Consider the following 21,440-nt stretch of genomic DNA (forward strand, 5'->3'; position numbering starts at 1 on the left):
ATTTTCACCTCATTTTACAAACTTTCCATTGTTGTTTTGCCGCGTTCCCACTCTGGAAATGAATCGAGAAATGCGAGAACGGTATCTGCTACTTTTTCGGCTTGTTCGTGGGATTCGGAGACGACAGCGAATCCGATTAAGGCTCACTGCCATTTGTCTTGGAATCCAATTCCAGCAATGGAGATATTAAATTTTTGGCCGGCACGTGTTAGGACGCGCTTTATGATGGCTCGTTTTTCTTTTAGTGTCTGTGGGGTCTGCAAAAACCACTCGGACTCGACGTAACGGATCATTTACGTTCGATTTCCTCCATGATGTAAGCTTCGATCACGTCGTCTTCTTTAATATCGTTAAATTTATCGATGGTAATACCACACTCGAAGCCTTTTGCTACTTCTTTCGCGTCGTCTTTAAAGCGTTTCAGCGTGCCGATTTCGCCTTCGAAAACAACGATGCCGTCACGGATAACACGAACGCCACTGTCGCGTGTGATTTTGCCGTCTGTAACGTAACAACCCGCGATTGTTCCAACTTTGGATACGCTGATTGTTTGACGTACTTGGGCTTGCCCGATAATTTTTTCTTGGAATTCTGGATCAAGCATCCCTTTCATCGCAGCTTCGATTTCGTCGATAGCTTTATAGATAACGCGATGCAAGCGGATATCAACGCCTTCATTCTCAGCGCCTTCACGTGCTTGTGTTGTTGGGCGAACGTTAAATCCGATGACAATGGCGTTTGATGCAGAAGCCAATGTGATATCAGATTCGTTGATGGCACCAACGGACGTGTGAATAATTTTGACGTTAACGCCTTCTACTTCAATTTTACGTAGGGATGCAGCCAATGCTTCCACTGATCCTTGTACGTCGGCTTTGATGATAACGTTAACTTCTTTCATTTCGCCAGCCTTCATGTGTTCGAATAGGTTTTCTAGACTCACACGGTTTGTAGCAGAACGCTGTGCTACAACGGCACGGCTTGAACGAGCTTCCCCAACAGCGCGGGCTGTTTTTTCATCTTCAAAAACTACGAAACGGTCGCCGGCTTGTGGTACATCGCTAAGTCCTGTGATTTCAACCGGTGTACTTGGTCCTACTTTCTTCACGCGGCGTCCGATATCATTGACCATCGCACGAACACGTCCAAACGTATTACCAACAACGATTGGATCGCCGACATTTAGTGTACCGTTTTGAACTAGAAGTGTCGCAACGGAACCGCGACCTTTATCAAGTTCGGCCTCGATAACACTACCGATAGCTAGACGATCTGGATTTGCTTTTAATTCTTCTACTTCGGAAACAAGGAGAATCATTTCAAGCAACGTATCTAATCCTTCGCCAAATTTCGCTGAGATTGGCACGAAAATGGTGTCACCGCCCCATGCTTCAGGAACTAATTCATACTCGGTTAGTTCTTGCATCACGCGATCTGCATTGGCTTGTGGTTTATCGATTTTGTTTACAGCAACAATGATTGGAACTTCCGCTGCTTTCGCATGGTTGATCGCCTCAATTGTTTGCGGCATAACGCCATCGTCTGCTGCTACAACAAGAATGGTGATATCAGTAATTTTGGCACCACGTGCACGCATGGTTGTAAAGGCTGCGTGACCAGGTGTATCTAAGAATGTGATTTTTTTGTTGTGGACTTCTAGTTGGTAGGCACCGATATGTTGCGTGATTCCGCCGGCTTCACCAAGTGTTACCTTCGTGTTACGCAGGGAATCAAGTAGCGTTGTTTTACCATGATCGACGTGACCCATGATCGTTACAACAGCTGGACGCTCCACTTCTTTGCCTTTATCTTCTTCGGTTGCTTCTTCAAAATAAACATCTAAATCTGTGATATCGATTTTGATTTCTTCTTCTACTTCTACGCCGTACTCGCCACAGACAAGTTCAATGGCATCTTTTTCTAAGCCTTGGTTAATCGTTGCTACGACGCCGAGTAGGAATAGTTTTTTGATGATTTCAGATGGTTCGCGGTATAATTTACGCGCTAATTCGCCAACTGTCAGTGATTCTGAGAAAACGATTTTTTCTGGAAGCTCTTTTGGCTTCGGTGGTGTTGGTGGTACGGTACTGTGATTACGTTTGCCTTTGTATTTGGTGTTGTTTTTGCGACCGCGGTTTTGGTTGTTGCGATTGCCACCTTGGTTACGGTTTCCGCCGCCTTGTGCGTTGCCGCCAGGACGGTTTTGACCACCGCTATTGTTTGGGCGATTTTGACCGCCTTGTGTTGCTCCACCAGCTGGTTTATTTCCACTTGCTGCTGGTTTTGCTGCGCCTTGTGAGGCTGGTTTATTTGTATTATTAGTTGGTTTGGATTGATTCGATTTATCATTCATATTTGGTTTATTAGACCCCTTACTTTGACCTGCTTCGTTTGATGCTTTAGGTTGGCTGCTTGGCGCGGCAGATTCTTTTTTCGGTCCAAGCAATGTTTTGTCGAGTTGTCGTAATGCATTGTCGTTAATGGTAGACATGTGGTTGGCGACTTCTACGCCTAACTCTTGTAATGTCTCGATGACTTTTTTACTAGGTAATTGGTGTTCTTTTGCGTATTCATATACACGAACTTTACTCATGTGACACACCTCCGTTAAGATTTCACCCGAGTAATTCCGTTAGTTTTGCCGCAAATCCTTTATCCATTACCGCGATAATGGCTCTTGCATCTTTGCCGATCGCACCGCCTAGCTGTTCACGGGTGCCGGCTTTCACAAGCGGGACATCGTAATACTGGCATTTGTTACGGATTGTTTTCTCGGTTTTTTCTGATATATCCTCTGAAATGATGACTAGTCGTGCTTTTTGACGTCTCACTTCTTTTAAAACTAGTTCTTCGCCAGTCACGAGTTTGCGAGCGCTATAAGCGATTCCGAGTAAGGAATAGGCTTTGTTATGATCCATGATTTGCTCCTTCGATTGTCTTTACGTAATCAATAAGTTGATCGTAAAAACCGTCTTGTTCTGGCATCTTCATCTGATGAAAAATACTGTTTTTCTTTTTAGCTTTTTCAGCGACCTTGCTGTCTATGACAATGTAAAAACCACGACCTGGCGCTTTTCCGCTAGGATCTATCGTTAGTACACCGTCTTTAGAATAGGCAATACGTAAAAGTTCGCCTTTTGGTTTGCGCTCGCCGGTTACAATACATTTTCTTAAGGGAATTTTCTTGTTACGCATCCGCATTGGTCACTCCTTTATTCTTCGTCTTCAGCGATTTCATCCGCCATGTCGATATCGGCGCGTTCGATGACTGGGCCATCAGGACGTGGATAAATACCAGCTTCTGTCGCCACTGTTTCGCTCTTAATATCAATTTTCCAGCCAGTTAATTTAGCGGCAAGACGTGCATTTTGACCACGTTTACCAATGGCTAAGGAAAGTTGATAATCTGGTACGATGACCGTCGTTGCTTGTTCGGCTTCATTGACGATAACATCGAGCACTTTGGACGGGCTTAGCGCGTTTGCAACGAATGTAAACGGATCAGCTGACCATTCCACGATATCGATTTTTTCGCCTTTTAGTTCGTTCACGATGGCTTGTACGCGGGCACCTTTTGGACCTACACAAGAACCAACCGGGTCGACTTCTGGATTTTCTGTGTACACAGAGATTTTAGAACGATCTCCGGCTTCACGAGCAACAGATTTAATTTCTACAATGCCTTCATAGATTTCTGGAACTTCCATTTCAAAAAGTCGTTTTAAAAGACCTGGATGCGTACGAGAAACATAAATTTGCGGTCCTTTGGTCGTTTTTTCGACTTTCGTCAAGTACACTTTGATACGATCATGGGCGCGGTATGTCTCATTTGGCATTTGCTCATTTTGAGATAGAATCGCTTCGATTTTACCTAGGTTTACATAGATAAAACGAGAATCTTGGCGTTCTACGATACCTGTCATGATATCATCTTCGCGATCGATAAATTCGTCGTAAATGATGCCTCGTTCTGCTTCACGAACACGTTGCGTCACGACTTGTTTCGCTGTTTGTGCTGCGATTCGGCCGAAATCTTTTGGCGTCACTTCAAGTTCCACAACATCGCCAACTTTGAATGCTGGATTGATTTTGTGTGCCTCTTCCACAGAGATTTCTAAACGGGAGTCAAATACTTGATCTACCACATCTTTGCGCGCTAACACGTGCATCGTGCCCTTATCTAAGTTTAAATCTACTCGTACATTTTGTGCTTGGTTGAAATTTCGCTTGTAAGCAGACACGAGTGCCGCCTCAATCGCTTCAATAATCACATCACGTGAAATTCCTTTATCATGTTCTAACACATGAAGAGCATCTAATAGTTCTGAGCTCATTCTTTTTTCAGCTCCTTTAATTTACCGCTTTTAAAATTTAATCGCTAGTCTTGCTTTGGCCACTTTGTCTTTCGGAATTTCACAGACAACTTTACGTGTCTTATCCAAAATTTCAACAGTTAGTGTCTCGCCATCATACTTCGTGAGTGTTCCTTCCCACATTTTACGGTCCGCGATGGGCTCGTAACTTGTGATGTGGACCCATTTGTCAATGGCTGCTTCAAAATCTTTTTCCTTTTTCAATGGTCGTTCTGCGCCTGGTGATGATACTTCCAGAAAGTAATTTTGTGTAATTGGGTCATTTTTGTCCAAGATTTCACTCAGTTTCTCGCTAACCAAGGCACATTCATCGATATCAATGCCGCCTTCTTTATCTAAAAATACCCTCAAATACCAGTGCTTTCCTTCTTTTTCAAACGCTAAATCGACCAGTTCCAGTTGAAGTTCGGTTGTGATTGGCAACACGATTTCTTCGACTTGTTCAAGAACTTTACTCATTTTAGCCTCCTTTAATATATCTGACAAAGCTAGTATTGCCAGTGGTTTACGACAATCTAACCCTGCAAAGTTGCAAAAGGAAAGAGTGGGCGTCGGCCCACTCTTGGTTGAGTTATCGTAATTTCATTATTAACTATAACACAAACATTCTTCCTTCGCAAACATTAGGCCCTGCGTCGCCTTGTATAGAGCCATTATCGTCAGAATAACGAGAGCTGATTTTGATCTGGTAAACCTTCTAAACACCCTTGATCATCCATATATTGAATGATGGTTTTGGAGACTTTTCCACGTTGCTGCAAGTCTTCTTTTGATAGGAATTCGCCATCTTCACGCGCTGCTACAATCGCTTTGGCAACGTTGGTTCCAAGACTTGGAATCGCATTAAACGGTGGAATTAGCTGGTCGCCTTCAATGATAAATTCGTCTGCGCTTGATTTATACAAGTCTACTTTTTGGAACGAAAATCCGCGAGCTAGCATCTCGTTTGCAATCTCTAGAACCGTCAGCAAACTTTTTTCTTTCATCGATGCTTCTAGTCCTTTGGCGTTGATTTCTTGCATCTTCGCTTTTGTTGCTTCTTTTCCGTTGACCATCGCTGTCAGGTCGAAATCATCGGCACGAACAGTGAAATAGGTCGCGTAGAAGAACAATGGGTGGTGCACTTTGAAATAAGCAATCCGGACAGCCATGAGTACGTAAGCAGCAGCATGGGCTTTCGGGAACATGTACTTAATTTTTTTACACGAATCGATGTACCAATTCGGCACTTTATTTTCAATCATCGCGGCTTCCATTTCTTCGGAGAGCCCTTTTCCTTTACGCACAGACTCCATGATTTGGAAGGCAAGGGAACTATCGAGGCCTTGGTAGATAAGGAAAACCATGATGTCATCACGACAACCAATAACTTCGGCGAGCGAACAAATATCGTTTTTGATGAGTTCTTCCGCATTTCCAAGCCATACATCAGTTCCATGGGATAATCCAGAGATTTGAACAAGCTCGGAGAATGTTGTCGGTTTGGTTTGCTCAAGCATTTGCCGCACAAAACGCGTTCCGAATTCAGGGATGCCGAGTGTGCCGGTTTTCGAATCAATATCTGCTGGTTTTACACCGAGTGATTCCGTGGAACCGAACAGTTTCATCACTTCTTTGTCATCGGTAGGAATAGTTTTCGGATCGATACCGCTTAGGTCTTGAAGCATCCGAATCGCGGTCGGATCGTCGTGTCCGAGTATATCGAGTTTTAATACATTATCGTGAATCGAGTGGAAATCAAAATGGGTTGTTTTCCATTCTGAATCCGTCGCGTCAGCTGGAAACTGGATTGGAGAGAAATCATAGACGTCCATATAATCCGGGATAACGATAATCCCCCCAGGATGTTGACCAGTCGTTCTTTTTACGCCGGTACAGCCTTGCACGAGACGGTCAATCTCCGCCCCACGAATCGTCATATTCATGTCCCGCTCGTAATTCCGCACGTAACCGAACGCCGTCTTCTCAGCGACCGTACCAATCGTTCCAGCACGATACACATAATCCTCACCGAAAAGCTCCTTCGTGTACGCATGGGCAATCGGCTGATATTCCCCAGAAAAGTTCAGATCTATATCGGGAACTTTATCCCCTTTAAAGCCAAGGAACGTTTCAAAAGGAATATCTTGACCTTCTTTCGTAAGCGCCGCCCCACATTCCGGACATTCTTTATCTGGCAAGTCAAATCCAGAACCGACCGAACCGTCATCGAAAAACTCGGAATGCTTACATTTCGAACAAACATAATGCGGTGGTAACGGATTTACTTCGGTGATTTCCGTCATCGTTGCGACTAAGGAGGAACCCACCGAACCACGTGAACCTACGAGATAGCCTTCGTTTAGCGATTTTTTCACGAGTTTGTGTGAGATTAAATAAATAACCGCGAAACCGTGACCGATAATACTTTTCAGCTCTTTTTCGAGACGCGCTTCAACGATTTCTGGTAGCTCATCACCGTAAATACTACGTGCCATCGTGTAGCTCATATTGCGGACTTCATCTTCAGCACCCTCAATTTTTGGCGTGTACAGATCGTCTTTGATTGGTTTCAGATTCTCCATCCAATCCGCCACGAGATTTGAATTTGTGACAACGATTTCTTTTGCTTTTTCAGCACCTAAAAAGGCAAATTCAGCAAGCATTTCATCGGTTGAACGGAAATGAACATCTGGAAGTGACGCACGGTTCAGCGGATTTGCCCCGCCTTGCGAATGAATCAAGATTTTGCGATAGATTTTATCGTTTGGATTCAAATAATGTACATTTCCAGTCGCCACAACAGGTTTGCCAATTTTTTCACCGACCTTCACCAAGTTGCCGATAATTTCTTCGAGCGCTTTTTCATCGCGAACTAATTCCCGTTCGATAAGTGGCGCATAAACTGGCTTCGGTTGTACTTCAATGAAATCATAAAAGGCTGCCACCCGTTCTGCATCTTCCATTCCTTTTTGCATCATCGCTTCAAAAATTTCGCCTTGATTACAGGCTGAACCAACGATGAGTCCTTCGCGAAGTTTATTAAGCTCCGATCTAGGAATTCTAGGAACTCGGAAAAAGTAATTGATTTGCGACATCGACACGAGTTTGAATAAATTTTTCAGTCCGACATCGGTTTTTGCATAAATGGTAGCATGGAATGGACGGGCACGCTTGTAAGCATCGCCTTCTCCCATGTAATTATTGAATTGGTCGTGAAAATCGATATCGCGCATTTCCTTCGCGTCTTTAATCAACTTCCAACCGAGATAAGCCGTCGCCTCCGCATCGAAAATGGCTCTGTGATGCTGTTCTAGGATAATATTGAATTTCTTCGTTAACGTATTCAACCGATGATTTTTAAAATGGGGATAGAGAAAACGGGCCAGTTCTAGCGTATCGATGACCGAGTTCTCTGCTTTTGCAATGCCTACTTTGCCGTAAGCCGTGTTGATGAAGCCCATATCAAAAGAGGCATTATGCGCAATCAGAATCGCGTCCCCCGACCAATCTTTAAAGTTCTGTAGCACGACTTCCATCGGATCTGAGCCTTTCACCATATCATCCGTGATTCCCGTCAAGTTGATCGTCGTCGCGGAAAGTGGATGACCTGGATCAATGAAGGCCTCGAATTTATCGATGATTTCGCCGTCTTTCATTTTGACACCAGCGAGCTCGATAATCGTATCGTATACCGCGGACAAACCAGTCGTCTCCACGTCAAACACGACATAGGTTGCGTCTTTCAAAGCTGTGTGGCGCTCATTGTACGCGATTGGCACACCGTCATCAATCAAATTCGCCTCAATCCCGTACAGAATTTTGACACCGTTTTTCTTGCCGGCACCGTAAGCTTCTGGGAAAGACTGCGCCACCGCATGATCCGTAATCGCAATCGCCGGGTGACCCCAATCGGCCGCCTGTTTCACGAGGTCCGCCACAGATGATGTCGCATCCATTTGACTCATCGGCGTATGCAGATGAAGTTCCACGCGTTTTTCCTCCGCCGTATCTAAGCGCTTCACGCCCGCAATCTCATTGACATCTTGCGCCATCATGATCAAATCGCGGACAAACGTATCCATCTGCACACTACCACGAACGCGAACCCACATGCCTTTTTTCATATTCTGGAACATGGCAGCATCGTCGTTATCGCGCGAAAACATCTTGATAATAATCGAGCTCGTGTAATCCGTAATCTTGAATTGTAACAAGCTCCGGCCACTACGTAACTCCCGAATTTCCGACGCAAAAACATAACCTTCAACCGTAATGCGGCGTTCCTCATCATAAATATCGCCAAGTGGTTTGCGTTCCTCATCATCCTTGATTTTATACCCAATTTGGAACGGCCCAGATGGTGCTGGTCCACCGCCACCTTCGCCATTGGCCTGTTGCTCCGCCCGTTTTTGCATCACTTGCACAGCTTCCAGCGCCTTCGCCTGGTCCTCTTTTTCCTTCGCCTCCACAAAAGCCTTATAATGCTCCGTTTCCGACTGATCCAACAAGTTCGTGCGTAACATCATCGTCGGAAATCCTTTTTCGCGCAAACTCTCGGCAATCGCTGGTTGAAAACGCTGGGCAATCGTCGTCTGCTCCATCTCATTATGTACACGAACCTCCATAAAATTAGGCGCAACAAACGTCGGTTTCTGCTCAATCAACAACTGTCCAATCATCGGCGACTGCTTCGCGAACGGCGCAATTGTATCGTTCCAATAATCCTCCACCAAGCGCTCCGTCACAGTCTCGTCCCGCACATGAATCCGCATCGTCGTCTGCGCAATCTGTTGAAACGCCTGATTCATTCCCACGCGCATCATCTGAAACAATTCAAACGGCAAAATTTGCGCGACATCCAAATGGAATTCCCAGATCTTATTCGCTTTATCTACAACCAATTTCTCGATTTTCCCATCCTTCGTAAAATCTTGAAATACGGCATCATTTCCTAATCCAATTTGCTGCAACAAAATTTGGAATCGTTCTTGCTTTTCTACATCTGTAATAGACAATCTCGACAACTCCTTTTCGTGACTTAACAAAAAAACGTCTTCCCAGTGAACCCCGTAAGACGTTTTTTGTTTTCCTTCTAAAAATGGGAGAGTCCAGCCATGAGATATTCTCCAAAGCTGGACATTTCCATCTATATTTACGCGTTTTCACCTAATAAAATCGGCAATGTATTCATAAGTTCATCTTTGCGAACTTCAATCATTTCACCCGTTTTGCGAATCTTCACTTCGACAATGCCCTCTGCTGCTTTCTTACCAACTGTAACACGCATTGGTAATCCAATCAAATCGGCATCGGCAAATTTCACGCCCGCGCGCTCAGAACGGTCATCTAGCAACACAGAGAATCCCATTTCTTGTAAAGAAGCGTAGAGTTCTTCCGCAAATGCGACCTGTTCTTCACTCTTCATATTGACAGGAATTAAATGTAAATCCAGTGGACTAATACTACGATCCCAAACTATACCAGACTCATCGGCTTGCTGTTCCGCAATCGCCGAAAGCAATCGAGAAACGCCGATACCGTAACAACCCATGATAAACGGATTACTGCGGCCATTTTCATCTAAGAACGTCGCGTCCATCGCTTCACTGTATTTTGTTCCCAGTTTAAAGATATGACCCACTTCAATACCTTCCGCAAACTTAATCACGCCATGCCCATCCGGAGATAAGTCACCTTCTTGAATCAGACGCAAATCAAAATACGTATGCACGTTAAAATCACGTTTTGGTTGCGCGTTAATCATGTGATAGCCCTCTTCATTTGCACCAATCACTGCATTTACAACATCTTGCACATCATTATCCGCAAAAATCCGAACGTGTTCTGGCACGCCGATTGGACCTAGCGAACCAAATCCAGAACCAAGTAATTCCACCGCTTGTTCATTCGATGCAAGTTCTACCGTCGTCGCCGATAACGCGTTTTTAATTTTGATATCGTTCACTTCATGATCCCCACGAACAAGAACCATAATAATTTCCTCGTCATCTAACACGTAAAGCATCGACTTCACGGTTTTCTCAATCGGAACATCTAAAAATGACACAACGTCCGCAATCGATTTTTGATCAGGGGTTTCTACTTTTTCAAGTTCGCCTGCTTCTTCGTGTGATTTCTTCTCCATATGCATCACTGGCGCCATTTCAACGTTTGCCGCATAATCAGAAGCGTCGCTGTAAGCAATCGTATCTTCACCGATATCCGATAATACCATGAATTCCTTCGTCTCACTCCCGCCGATAGAACCAGAATCCGCAATAACCGCGCGGAAATCTAAGCCACAACGCGTGAAAATATTCGAATACGCTTGATACATTTTATCGTATGTCGCGTCCAAACTTGCTTCCGTCGCATGGAAAGAATACGCATCTTTCATAATAAACTCACGGCCACGTAACAAACCAAAACGCGGACGCAATTCATCGCGGAACTTCGTCTGAATTTGATACATCGTTAAAGGTAAGCGTTTATACGACTTAACTTCATCACGTAAAAGCGATGTGATAACCTCTTCATGTGTTGGACCTAATGCAAAATCGCGTGCATTACGATCTTTCAAACGCATCAATTCCGCGCCATAATCTTCCCAACGACCGGATTCTTGCCAAAGTTCTGCTGGTTGCAAGGCTGGTAATAATAATTCGACCGCATCGATTCGATTTAACTCTTCACGAATAATTGTCTCGATTTTTTGCAATGTTAATTTTGCGAGTGGTAAATAACTATAAATTCCACTTGCCGTTTGGCGGATAAATCCCGCACGTAATAATAACTGGTGACTTTTCACCTCTGCATCAGCAGGTACTTCTTTCAATGTTGGAATAAAGCTCAATGTTTGACGCATACTCAAATCACACCCCTAATTTTTATCTTAAAACCTGAGAACAATCTCGCTCTCAGGTTCCCCCTATTTATCTTAGAAAAACGCTCGCTGGATGTCGTTCCACGTAACGAGCAACATCAATACCATCAGCAAGGCAAAGCCAATGAAATGCACCATACCTTCTTTTTTCGGATCTAGTGGTTTCCCGCGGACTAACTCGTACAGGAAGAATAGTAAACGTCCACCATCCAGTGCTGGCAGTGGCAGTAAATTTACGATTCCTAAGTTAATGCTTAGAACGGCTGTCCAATTGAGCAACGTCAAGAAACCATAACTCACAACTTCTTGCGTCGACGTATAAATTCCAACTGGGCCATTCAACATGTTGAGCGAGAAATCCCCCGTCACCATTTGGCCAAGCACGTGACCGATTTGCGTTATCCAGAACCACGTCTGCGTAAAGCCGTATGTTATTTTCGTCCAGAACGAATCCGACCCTGGTTGTGCGACACCAATTTTACCAACGCTTGTACCGTCCTGTGCTTTTTCCGCTTTCGGTGTTACATCGATATCTTGTGTTTTTCCATCGCGCTCGACTTTGAAATCAAGCTCTTTATTCGGACTTTTCTCCACAGTAGAAAAAATATCCTGCCATGAATCCATCGCCTTGCCATTGATGGAAATAACTTCATCGCCTTGCTTCAAACCAGCTTCCTGCGCCGCACCATTATCCATCACTTGCCCGATTTCAGGATCATTCGAAGGAACGCTTCCTGACACAAAAGCAAGAATTGTAAAGATTATAATAGCTAAAATAAAGTTGAATAACGGTCCTGCAAAAATAGTCATCGCCCGTTTACCAAGTGATTTCGATTGGAAAACACGGTCATACGGTGCAATAATCGTTTCTAATTTGCCATCGACGACAACCGCATCACTCGCCACTTGATAGCGAACAATTTTGTCCTCATCGTATTCTTCGTAACCCTCGATGAAAAGTTCTCGTTCAAGATCGCTCCCAGAAACTTCAAGCGGTTGCACATCTTGATATTGATCCTTTCCATTGATGATAATTTTTGTCACGACTTCATCATCGTTTAAAATCAAGCCAACACGGTAACCCGGTTTCAGCTCAACAACTTCTCCGTCCTCACCCGCCATACGCACGTAACCGCCGATGGGGAGAAGCCTTAATGTGTACTGTGTTTCTTTCTTGCGGTAAGCAAATATTTTTGGACCAAAACCAATCGAAAAATCGCGAACTAGGATACCAGATCTTTTTGCAAATAAGAAATGTCCGAGTTCATGAAAGAAAACGATCAGGCCAAAAACAAATATAAACGCAATAATGGTTGTCATTGTTTCACCTCTATAAAAGTGTCTTCACGTAAGCACGTGTTTCCTGATCTACTTGGAAAATAGTCTCCAAATCAGGGGTGGGTATTACCTTATGGCGATTCATCGCATTTTCAACGAGCGCCTCGATATCTTGGAAAGCAACCTGACCATTTAAAAAGCCAGCAACAGCAATCTCATTCGCTGCATTCAAAACGGAAGGCATCGTTCCACCTATTTTACCAGCAGTGTACGCTAATTTCAATGCTGGGAAACGATGGAAGTCCATTTTGTCGAAGTGAAGCGTACCAAAATCCGTAATATCAAACGGTTTTTGGAAGGAAATGCTGGAGCGTTCTGGATGTGTCAGCGCATATTGAATCGGCACACGCATATCTGGTAACCCAAGTTGCGCGATATGACTGCCATCTTTAAATGCGACCATCGAGTGAATAATACTTTCGCGATGAATCACGACATCAATTTTGTCATAGTCCAAGTCGAACAACCAATGCGCCTCAATAACTTCTAACCCTTTATTGAACATCGTCGCCGAATCGATTGTAATCTTGTTCCCCATCGACCAGTTCGGATGCGCCAACGCTTCAGCAACCGTCACATCTTTCAACTGATCCCGCGTTTTATCACGGAAGCTACCACCAGATGCCGTCACAATCAATTTATCGATATTCGCCGGATTCTCACCTTGTAGGCATTGGAAAATCGCGGAATGTTCGCTGTCAACGGGCACCAAACGCACGCCTTTTTCTTTCGCAGCACGCATTACTAAATGCCCCGCTGTTACTAACGTCTCTTTATTCGCAATCGCAATCTCTTTCCCGGCCGCGATCGCATCCAATGTCGGCTGTAAACCAACGCTGCCCATCACCGCATTAATTAAAATGTCGCCATGACTATACGTCGCAACTTCTTGCAAACCCATCGCGCCATAGTAAACTTTCATTCCAGGAAACTCTACTTTTAATTTCTCATAATCCCGGCGATGCTCCACCGATACAATTTCCGGTTGAAACTCGTGAATAATCGCCGTTCCAAGTTTGATGTTGCGTCCAAACGAGAGCGCTACAACTTGAAATAATTCTGGATGTTCCCTTACAATCGCAAGTGTCTGGCTTCCAACCGAACCCGTTGCGCCTAATAAATTAATTTTTCTCATCAGTACACCTCTATTTTATAAAATTTGAAGTATATGTAGCAATGGCAAAAGAAGTGGTAAAACAAAGAGTAAATTATCGAATCGGTCTAGAATTCCGCCATGCCCAGGTAACAATTTGCCAGAATCTTTCACGCCATAGTAACGTTTCAGTGCGGATTCCACCAGATCTCCTAGTTGACCGAAAATCGATAGCACGACAATCAAAGCTGCAATGACAAATGGATTTCCATCTAATCCCATGTATAAATAATATCCACCGGCGATGATGACCGCAAAAACGACACCACCAACAAAGCCTTCCACCGTCTTATTCGGACTCACATTAGGCGCCAATTTATGCTTCCCAAGAGACCGACCGACAAAATAGGCCATCGTATCTGTCATCCAAACAATTAATAGCGCAAAAATAACATACTCTAGCCCCGCATTCCGCGTCTCCGCTAAATAATGAAAGCCTAATCCTGTATAAAAAGCTGCTAAAATGCCAATACCAACTTGATCAAAATGATAGCGGTTCTTGGAAAACACCGTATACGATAACAATAATGCCATACAGACAAAAATAATTTCCATTTGCGTAATATTGTATTCCTGAAGCCAGTCGATGAACCTTATCGGCGCTGCAATCGTGAGCGTCAATACGAGCGTGATAATCCCGTTCACCGAAAACAGACTCTGCTTGGTCATTACTAAAATTTCATATAATGCGATCGCTGCCAGCAACATGCTAAGCAGTTCAAATGGCAATTTTCCATAGATCACAAACGGCAGGAACACCGCCAAAGCTACGATTGCTGTAATAATTCTTGTTTTCACAATATATCCTCCCTATAAGCCCCCGAAGCGTCTCGAGCGATTCTGATATTCCACAACCGCCTGCTTAAAATCGCTTTCCGAAAAATCAGGCCAGTGCGTCTCTGTAAAATAAAACTCGCTATATGCAAGTTGCCATAACATAAAATTGCTGAGTCTAAGCTCGCCACTCGTTCGAATCAACAAATCGGGATCCGACAAGCCGGCACTCATTAAATGCTTCGCCAACCGTTCCTCCGTCAAATCCTCCGCAGTAAGCCCCGCAGTAAGCAATTCCCGCATCGCTGCCTGTGTCGCCGTCACAATCTCGGCCCGCGAGCCATAATTCAGCGCAAAGTTCAACACAAGTCCGGTATTCCCCTTCGTTGCCTCTATCGCGCGCTCCACAGCATCCAGCGTATGTTTCGGCAATTCCTCTTTATACCCCATGACATTCACGCGCACATTCTCTTCCATCAATTCCGGAATAAACGTATCGAAAAACTCGCCCGGCAACTTCATCAGAAAATCAACCTCATCATTCGGCCGCTTCCAATTCTCTGTAGAAAAAGCGTACAACGTTAAAACATCAATACCAAGCGAATTCGCATAGCGCGTCATGCGTTTCACTACTTGCATTCCTTCACGGTGCCCAGCAACCCTAGGCAAAAAACGCTTCTTCGCCCATCTCCCATTCCCATCCATGATAATCGCAACATGGTTTGGCAAAGGAAGTTCCGCTGAAATTTCATTATTTATCTCATTCTCATCTTGACGAAATATCTTCTTAAACATGTTCTTTCCTCCAATAGAATTACCAAGAGTCGGCACGTCTATACCTATAATAACAAAAATAACAGAAATTATGTACTATAACTTGCTCAAAGTAAATAAGAAATCCATGAGATTCGTGTTGTTGCCGTTTTTCATACCGATTTAGAGCTTCCATATGCGTGTGGGCATGTATAAAATCAGTCGTTTTTTTTGTGGTGCAATGCCCACCTCAAAGATTTCCTGAAATTCATCCTACCGATATTACTAAGAAATAACCGCCTCACGCATATTGAAAAAGCAATGTTTCATGCCTCAATATGCGTGAAGCGGTAGTGGGATTCGGGGTTTGGCGTCTCCGGATCCAGCTTCAAGAGCCAGACCCTCGAAATTTTCGTGCCCTCCACAAAAACCAAGTGCGGGTTTTTATTGCGGCCCCTAACAAATTTTTTCGGGTCTAACGGGCTCTTTCAGCTTTTCTAGACTTCCATTATCTCTTCTTCTTTACTCTTCGCAATCTCATCAAGCTTCTTAATGCTTGCGTCTGTCAATTTTTGCACGTCTTCCGTGAAATTACGTAAATCATCTTCTGTAATATCGCCGGATTTCTCTAATTTCTTCAAATCATCATTGGCATCGCGACGCACGTTACGAACCGCAACTTTTGCATCCTCTGCTTCTTTTTTCACTTCTTTTACAAGCTCTTTACGGCGTTCTTCCGTTAATTGTGGAATCGCGATGCGGATAACTTCACCGTCGTTATTTGGCATGATACCAAGATCTGCTTTTAAAATCGCTTTTTCGATGTCGCCTAGCGCTGTTTTGTCGTAAGGCGAGATCATTAGTAAGCGCGCTTCTGGAACGCTCACTCCTGCTACTTGGTTGATCGGTGTTGGTGCGCCATAATAATCTACGGATACACGATCAAGTAGTGATGCGTTGGCACGACCTGCGCGAATCGATCCTAATTGATGTTGTAACGCTTGCTCTGATTTTGTCATTTTATCTTGTGCTTGTGCTAATACTTCTTTACTCATAATTATTTCCTCCCTCTTACTATTGTTCCGATTTTTTCGCCTAAAATCACGCGTTTGATATTGTTATCTGTCTCTTCAAACGAGAAGACGATCAATGGAATATCGTTGTCCATGCTTAGCGATGATGCCGTTGTATCCATAACTTGCAAATCTTCCTTAATCACATCAAGATACGATAATTCCTCGTATTTCACTGCTGTATCGTCCAATTTCGGATCAGCACTGTAAACGCCATCGACATTGTTTTTCGCCATCAAAATAACCTCAGCCTCAATTTCAGCTGCGCGCAATGCCGCTGTTGTATCCGTTGAGAAATAAGGATTCCCAGTTCCCGCTGCAAAAATAACAACGCGCCCTTTTTCCAAATGACGAATGGCTTTACGTCTAATATACGGTTCAGCAATCTGACGCATATCAATAGAAGTTTGAACACGTGTAGCTACACCAACGTTTTCCAGCGAATCTTGTAGTGACAAAGAGTTCATAACCGTTGCAAGCATACCCATGTAATCTGCTGCTGCACGATCCATTCCCATTTCACTACCAAGCTTACCGCGCCAAATATTACCGCCACCGACAACGATAGCAACCTCCACGCCAAGTTCTACTACTTCTTTTACTTGTTGCGAGATGGAGTTCACGACACGCGGGTTAATCCCAAACCCTTCCGTTCCTGCTAAAGCTTCACCACTAAGTTTCAATACTACTCGTTTATATTCTGGGGTATCCATATTGACCTCCATCTACTTTCTATTTGGCTCATTCCTAACACTCGGAATAATTCCATCATATTCTATAATACTAAAAAAAAGCCTTAAGCAAAAGCATTTTCATACAAATTTCAAAAATAATATTTTCCTTCCCTATTTAGGCTACTAATTATTGTTAACTTATCGTATAATGAAAAGCAGAAATAAGGGGGAGAAATTGAATGAACACGATTAAAATTTGGCAAACCTTGAGGACTTCTTTGTTTTATACCCGTTTTAACTCATGGTACTACATAAAATTTGTATTTGTTTTACAAGCGATGATTCTATTACTGGCTTTTCCGTTTTTGGCGCTGTTTTTCCAGTTCATGACGACGTCGCTTGGCTATGACAGTATTACGGATCAGAATATTTTAGAATTTTTACGCAATCCGCTTGGGTTACTATTTGCTGTTATTTTCGGATTGTTGGCGTTGTTTTTTATTTACATCGAATTATCTGTTTTAATTCTCATCACCTATTACCATCAGCAACAAATTCCATTTACAATTCGAATGATTCTGCGCAAAATCTTGCGGCAATCGAAATATTTACTATCTTACCAATTTATTATTTTCCTATTATATTTCGTATTGATTGTCCCAATTGCAGGAATGGGATTACATTCTGAATTAACGGATGGGATCTATATTCCGAATTTTATTGTGAACGAGTTATTGAAATCAACGTCCGGTGCGATTCTTTATTTTAGTTTCATCGCCGTCGTGATTTACATTAATATCCGATTATTATTCTCGCTGGCAATTTTTCTCACCGGTGAATGCACCATTTTCCAAGCAATCAAACGCAGCTGGGTCATCACTCGCTGGCAAACATGGCGCATCGTCACAATTTTCGTTTTGATGTCGCTTGTCGCCACTGCCCTGATTTTCATCGCCTTTTTGATTTTCCTATTCCCGACTATTTTAACAGAGCAACTATGGACACCAGCCGCGCCAGTCGTAGCAGGAATTTCACTGACGTTAAGCCAAATATTCTTCATTGCCGCCTTCACCATCACACCAATTTACGTCGCACATGCCGTTAATTTCATGTTTTTAACACGTGAAAATAAAGTCATTCCCCGCGCGCAAAATAGAATTGTGAAGACGCCACATCGGAAATCTTTTTATGTCATTATCACCGCTGGAATCATAGCTCTCATCACGATTAACGGCGTTTACCTGACGGAAGTCACGTACAGCGATAACACGCAAATCATCGCCCATCGCGGACTGAAAAGTGCTGGCGTCGAGAATTCACTAGAGTCCCTTCACGGTGCCGCGAAAATCGGTGTTGATTTTGTCGAAATGGATATCCTCGAAACGAAAGACCACCAGTTTGTCGTGTTTCATGATACAAATTTGAGGCGCTTGGCCGGGATAAATCGCAACGTTCGAGATATGACCCTGGCCGAACTTGAAAAAGTAACGATTCGCCAAGACGGCTTTACATCAACGATCCCATCACTAGATACCTATATTGAACATGCGAAAAAATGGAACGTGAATCTGAATATCGAGATTAAAACGCATGGCGGTGAGTCCAGGGATTTCCTTGCTAATTTTGAGAAAGTAGTTCAAAAACATGGCGTGGAGAGCGATTATATTTACCAGTCGCTGGATCGTACTATTGTCGAAACCATTAAGAAACGTTACCCAGCGATGCGCGTCGGCTTTATTGTCCCGCTTAATTTTGGAAACCTGGTCAATGTCGATGCAGATTTTATCGTTATTGAGGAATTCTCCTTTAGCTCTAGCATGCAGAGACAGGCCCGTGAGCGTAATATGGACTTATTGGTTTGGACAATCACGACGCCAGAAGCAGCCCGTAAATACATGCTTGCAGACGTCGATGGAATCATTACGGAGATACCAGAAGAAGCTATGAAGGTACAAAATGACTTACGAAACGACCAAGCAGTCAGCACGAAGTTATCAGATGCGATTGATTTGCTGACTGGGAATTAGAATAGAAGCGAGATATGGTTGGTTTTCATCGTATCTCGTTTTTTTGTAGTGTCTTTACAGATATTTAGGCATTCAAAAACCGCTATTCCTATTGAATAGCGGCCCATCTAAATCACGCAAAGCATGACTTATTTCTTCACTTGGTTCATAACTTCTTCAACAAAGTTGTCTTCTTTTTTCTCTAAACCTTCGCCGACTTCAAAGCGAACGAATGACTTGATTGTAGCGCCTTTTTCTTTAACGAATTGACCTACAGTTACGTCTGGGTTTTTAACGAAAGGTTGATCTTCTAGGCTAATTTCGCTAAGGTATTTCGTTAAGCGACCTTCGACCATTTTTTCAACGATGTTGGCTGGTTTGCCTTCGTTAAGCGCTTGCTCTGTAAGGATTTTTCTTTCGTGCGCAATTTCGTCTTGAGAAACGTCATTACGTGAAATGTATTTAGGGTTGATTGCTGCAACGTGCATTGCAACGTCTTTTGCAATCGCATCATCAGAAGTTCCTTCAAGAACAACTAATACACCAATACGCCCGCCCATGTGGATGTATTCGCCAAATGCGTGATCTGCCACTTTTTCTTGAATTTCAAAACGACGAAGAGAAATTCTTTCACCGATTTTTTGGATTGCTTCATTGATATAATCTTGTAAGGATTGACCGTTTGGCATTTCTGTTTTTAATGCGTCATCCAAGTTATCTGGACGAACAGTTAGTAATTGGTTAGAAATGTCTTTTACTAATTGAATGAATTGGTCATTTTTAGCTACGAAATCTGTTTCTGCATTGATTTCAAGTACTGCAGCATGTTTATCATTGCTGACAACGCTTGTCATACCTTCTGTAGCGATACGATCGGATTTCTTAGCAGCTTTTGCAATACCTTTTTCGCGTAGGTAGTCGATTGCTAAATCCATATCTCCATCTACTTCTACTAATGCTTTCTTACAATCCATCATACCTGCACCAGTTTTTTCGCGTAGTTCTTTTACCATTTGAGCTGTAACGTTAGCCATTTACAATTCCTCCTAATATAAAAATCTTTGAAAAAAGGTGATAAGAGATTGCCACTTATCACCTTGTTAGTTTTAAATCGTAACTTATGCTTCTGTAGTTGGTTCTTCAGCAACAGGAGCCGGAGCTGCTGCAACAGTTTCTTCAACAACTGGAGCTTTTACTTCTTCTACAGGAACTTCTTGCTCTTCACCTTGGTTTACTTCGATGATAGCGTCAGCCATTCTAGCAGTCAAAAGTTTAACCGCACGGATAGCATCGTCATTTGCAGGAATTACGTAATCAATTTCATCTGGATCACAGTTTGTATCTACAATACCGATGATCGGGATGTGTAATTTACGAGCTTCTGCAACAGCAATACGTTCTTTACGAGGGTCAACGATGAACAAAGCATCTGGAAGACCTTTCATATCTTTAATACCGCCTAGGAATCTTTCAAGTTTTTCTTGTTCTTTCTTAAGTAGAACAACTTCTTTTTTAGGAAGGACTTCGAAAGTGCCGTCTTCTTCCATTTTTTCGATTTTCTTAAGATGTTTAATACGTTTTTGGATTGTTTCAAAGTTCGTCAATGTTCCACCTAACCAACGATGGTTAACGAAATATTGACCTGAACGGATCGCTTCATCACGTACTGAATCTTGCGCTTGTTTCTTAGTTCCTACAAAAAGGATTGTTCCACCGTCAGCAGAGATTTCTTTCATGAAATTGAAAGCTTCGTCTACTTTCTTAACAGTTTTTTGTAAATCGATAATGTAGATACCATTTCTTTCTGTGAAGATATATTTCTTCATTTTTGGGTTCCAACGACGTGTTTGGTGACCGAAATGTACCCCAGCTTCTAGTAATTGTTTCATTGAAATAACAGGCATGTTATTCCCTCCTATGGTTTTATTTTTTGCGGACTTTTCCGCCCTCCACATGAATCAACCAGACAAAGACTTGTAAACAAGCACCCTTTGCACTGTCCTCAATGTGTGTGTGATGTTTTAACACCGTTTATTATGATATCACAGAATACCGCCTATGACAAGTGATTTGCAGTGTTTTATCTCGTTTTCACAACTTTGGAGAAGGAGACAGTTTTCTACTAAATTTCCCACTTGCAAAATTGTAAGGAGTTTGTCACACAATCCAATGGTTTTAGCCACTTTTTGAAACTATAATAAAATACTAGGAGGTGATTCCAAATGGATAACCAAGTATTTTTTATAGGAAGTATCATTGTCTTTTTCATTGGTACTGGCTGCCTTTCTTTGTCGAAAATCGTCTATCGTACGCGTGCAGTTATGAATAAACCAGCATGGGGTGGTTCCACACTTCCCCTTCTATTCCTCGGCGTACCCCTAACAGCAGTGGGCGTTGGACTCATTTATCTATTCTATCCATTTCAGTAGAG

17 protein-coding genes and 1 pseudogene are annotated in these 21,440 nt (G+C 43.1%); 2 read left to right on the top strand and 16 right to left on the bottom strand.

Features of this window, described 5'->3' with window-relative positions; translation table 11 throughout:
* Window positions 1–14: 14 nt before the first annotated feature.
* The 14 genes and pseudogenes from DUK53_RS02090 to pyrH form a co-directional block, all read right to left on the bottom strand.
* Window positions 15–293, bottom strand: a pseudogene (locus DUK53_RS02090) (DUF503 domain-containing protein).
* Window positions 290–2,593, bottom strand: coding sequence for a translation initiation factor IF-2 (infB, locus tag DUK53_RS02095; RefSeq protein WP_124892544.1), 2,304 nt, complete (start codon window positions 2,591–2,593; stop codon window positions 290–292). The pseudogene DUK53_RS02090 and the gene infB overlap by 4 nt, the downstream one beginning before the upstream one ends.
* Before the next feature lie 22 nt (window positions 2,594–2,615).
* Complete coding sequence (locus tag DUK53_RS02100) at window positions 2,616–2,918, bottom strand: YlxQ family RNA-binding protein (protein ID WP_036078666.1); 303 nt, start codon at window positions 2,916–2,918, stop codon at window positions 2,616–2,618.
* Complete coding sequence (rnpM, locus tag DUK53_RS02105; RefSeq protein WP_036078772.1) at window positions 2,908–3,195, bottom strand: RNase P modulator RnpM; 288 nt, start codon at window positions 3,193–3,195, stop codon at window positions 2,908–2,910. Before rnpM ends, DUK53_RS02100 begins: the two co-directional genes overlap by 11 nt.
* 17 nt (window positions 3,196–3,212) lie before the next feature.
* On the bottom strand, window positions 3,213–4,334 hold the full coding sequence (nusA, locus tag DUK53_RS02110; protein WP_036093927.1) for a transcription termination factor NusA: 1,122 nt from the start codon (window positions 4,332–4,334) through the stop codon (window positions 3,213–3,215).
* Window positions 4,335–4,364: 30 nt separating this feature from the next.
* Window positions 4,365–4,832 (bottom strand): ribosome maturation factor RimP, encoded by a 468-nt coding sequence (rimP, locus tag DUK53_RS02115; protein ID WP_036093926.1) that lies wholly within the window; start codon window positions 4,830–4,832, stop codon window positions 4,365–4,367.
* A gap of 200 nt (window positions 4,833–5,032) precedes the next feature.
* Window positions 5,033–9,370, bottom strand: a complete 4,338-nt coding sequence (locus DUK53_RS02120) for a PolC-type DNA polymerase III (RefSeq protein WP_036093924.1) — start codon at window positions 9,368–9,370, stop codon at window positions 5,033–5,035.
* 137 nt (window positions 9,371–9,507) lie between these two features.
* Window positions 9,508–11,220, bottom strand: a complete 1,713-nt coding sequence (locus DUK53_RS02125; RefSeq protein ID WP_036131091.1) for a proline--tRNA ligase — start codon at window positions 11,218–11,220, stop codon at window positions 9,508–9,510.
* A gap of 72 nt (window positions 11,221–11,292) precedes the next feature.
* Window positions 11,293–12,558, bottom strand: a complete 1,266-nt coding sequence (gene rseP / locus DUK53_RS02130) for an RIP metalloprotease RseP (protein ID WP_036093922.1) — start codon at window positions 12,556–12,558, stop codon at window positions 11,293–11,295.
* Window positions 12,559–12,568: 10 nt separating this feature from the next.
* On the bottom strand, window positions 12,569–13,711 hold the full coding sequence (locus DUK53_RS02135; RefSeq protein WP_036093921.1) for a 1-deoxy-D-xylulose-5-phosphate reductoisomerase: 1,143 nt from the start codon (window positions 13,709–13,711) through the stop codon (window positions 12,569–12,571).
* A 15-nt stretch (window positions 13,712–13,726) separates the two neighbouring features.
* Window positions 13,727–14,527 carry a phosphatidate cytidylyltransferase gene (locus DUK53_RS02140; RefSeq protein ID WP_036093920.1) on the bottom strand — a complete coding sequence of 267 codons (801 nt, stop codon included), beginning with the start codon at window positions 14,525–14,527 and terminating at the stop codon, window positions 13,727–13,729.
* Between the two features lie 12 nt (window positions 14,528–14,539).
* Window positions 14,540–15,298, bottom strand: a complete 759-nt coding sequence (locus tag DUK53_RS02145) for an undecaprenyl pyrophosphate synthase (RefSeq protein ID WP_036093919.1) — start codon at window positions 15,296–15,298, stop codon at window positions 14,540–14,542.
* Between the two features lie 455 nt (window positions 15,299–15,753).
* On the bottom strand, window positions 15,754–16,311 hold the full coding sequence (frr, locus tag DUK53_RS02150; RefSeq protein ID WP_036093918.1) for a ribosome recycling factor: 558 nt from the start codon (window positions 16,309–16,311) through the stop codon (window positions 15,754–15,756).
* A gap of 2 nt (window positions 16,312–16,313) precedes the next feature.
* Window positions 16,314–17,042, bottom strand: a complete 729-nt coding sequence (pyrH, locus tag DUK53_RS02155; RefSeq protein WP_036093917.1) for a UMP kinase — start codon at window positions 17,040–17,042, stop codon at window positions 16,314–16,316.
* Between the two features lie 200 nt (window positions 17,043–17,242).
* Here pyrH and DUK53_RS02160 point away from each other — a divergent pair, with 200 nt between their 5' ends.
* Window positions 17,243–19,030 (top strand): glycerophosphoryl diester phosphodiesterase membrane domain-containing protein, encoded by a 1,788-nt coding sequence (locus DUK53_RS02160; RefSeq protein ID WP_036131089.1) that lies wholly within the window; start codon window positions 17,243–17,245, stop codon window positions 19,028–19,030.
* Window positions 19,031–19,158: 128 nt separating this feature from the next.
* Here the strand turns inward: DUK53_RS02160 and tsf are convergent, their stop codons facing one another.
* Together tsf and rpsB are read right to left on the bottom strand one after the other, a co-directional pair.
* Window positions 19,159–20,043 (bottom strand): translation elongation factor Ts, encoded by an 885-nt coding sequence (tsf, locus tag DUK53_RS02165; RefSeq protein WP_036131086.1) that lies wholly within the window; start codon window positions 20,041–20,043, stop codon window positions 19,159–19,161.
* A gap of 84 nt (window positions 20,044–20,127) precedes the next feature.
* A complete protein-coding gene (gene rpsB, locus DUK53_RS02170) occupies window positions 20,128–20,913 on the bottom strand; it encodes a 30S ribosomal protein S2 (RefSeq protein WP_036093911.1) in 786 nt (261 codons plus the stop codon).
* Between the two features lie 318 nt (window positions 20,914–21,231).
* Between rpsB and DUK53_RS02175 the strand changes: the two genes are divergently transcribed.
* Window positions 21,232–21,438, top strand: coding sequence for a hypothetical protein (locus tag DUK53_RS02175; RefSeq protein ID WP_036131081.1), 207 nt, complete (start codon window positions 21,232–21,234; stop codon window positions 21,436–21,438).
* Window positions 21,439–21,440 lie beyond the last annotated feature (2 nt).

Origin of the sequence: Listeria sp. SHR_NRA_18 (assembly GCF_003856515.1) — a bacterium.
Lineage (GTDB): Bacteria > Bacillota > Bacilli > Lactobacillales > Listeriaceae > Listeria_A > Listeria_A newyorkensis.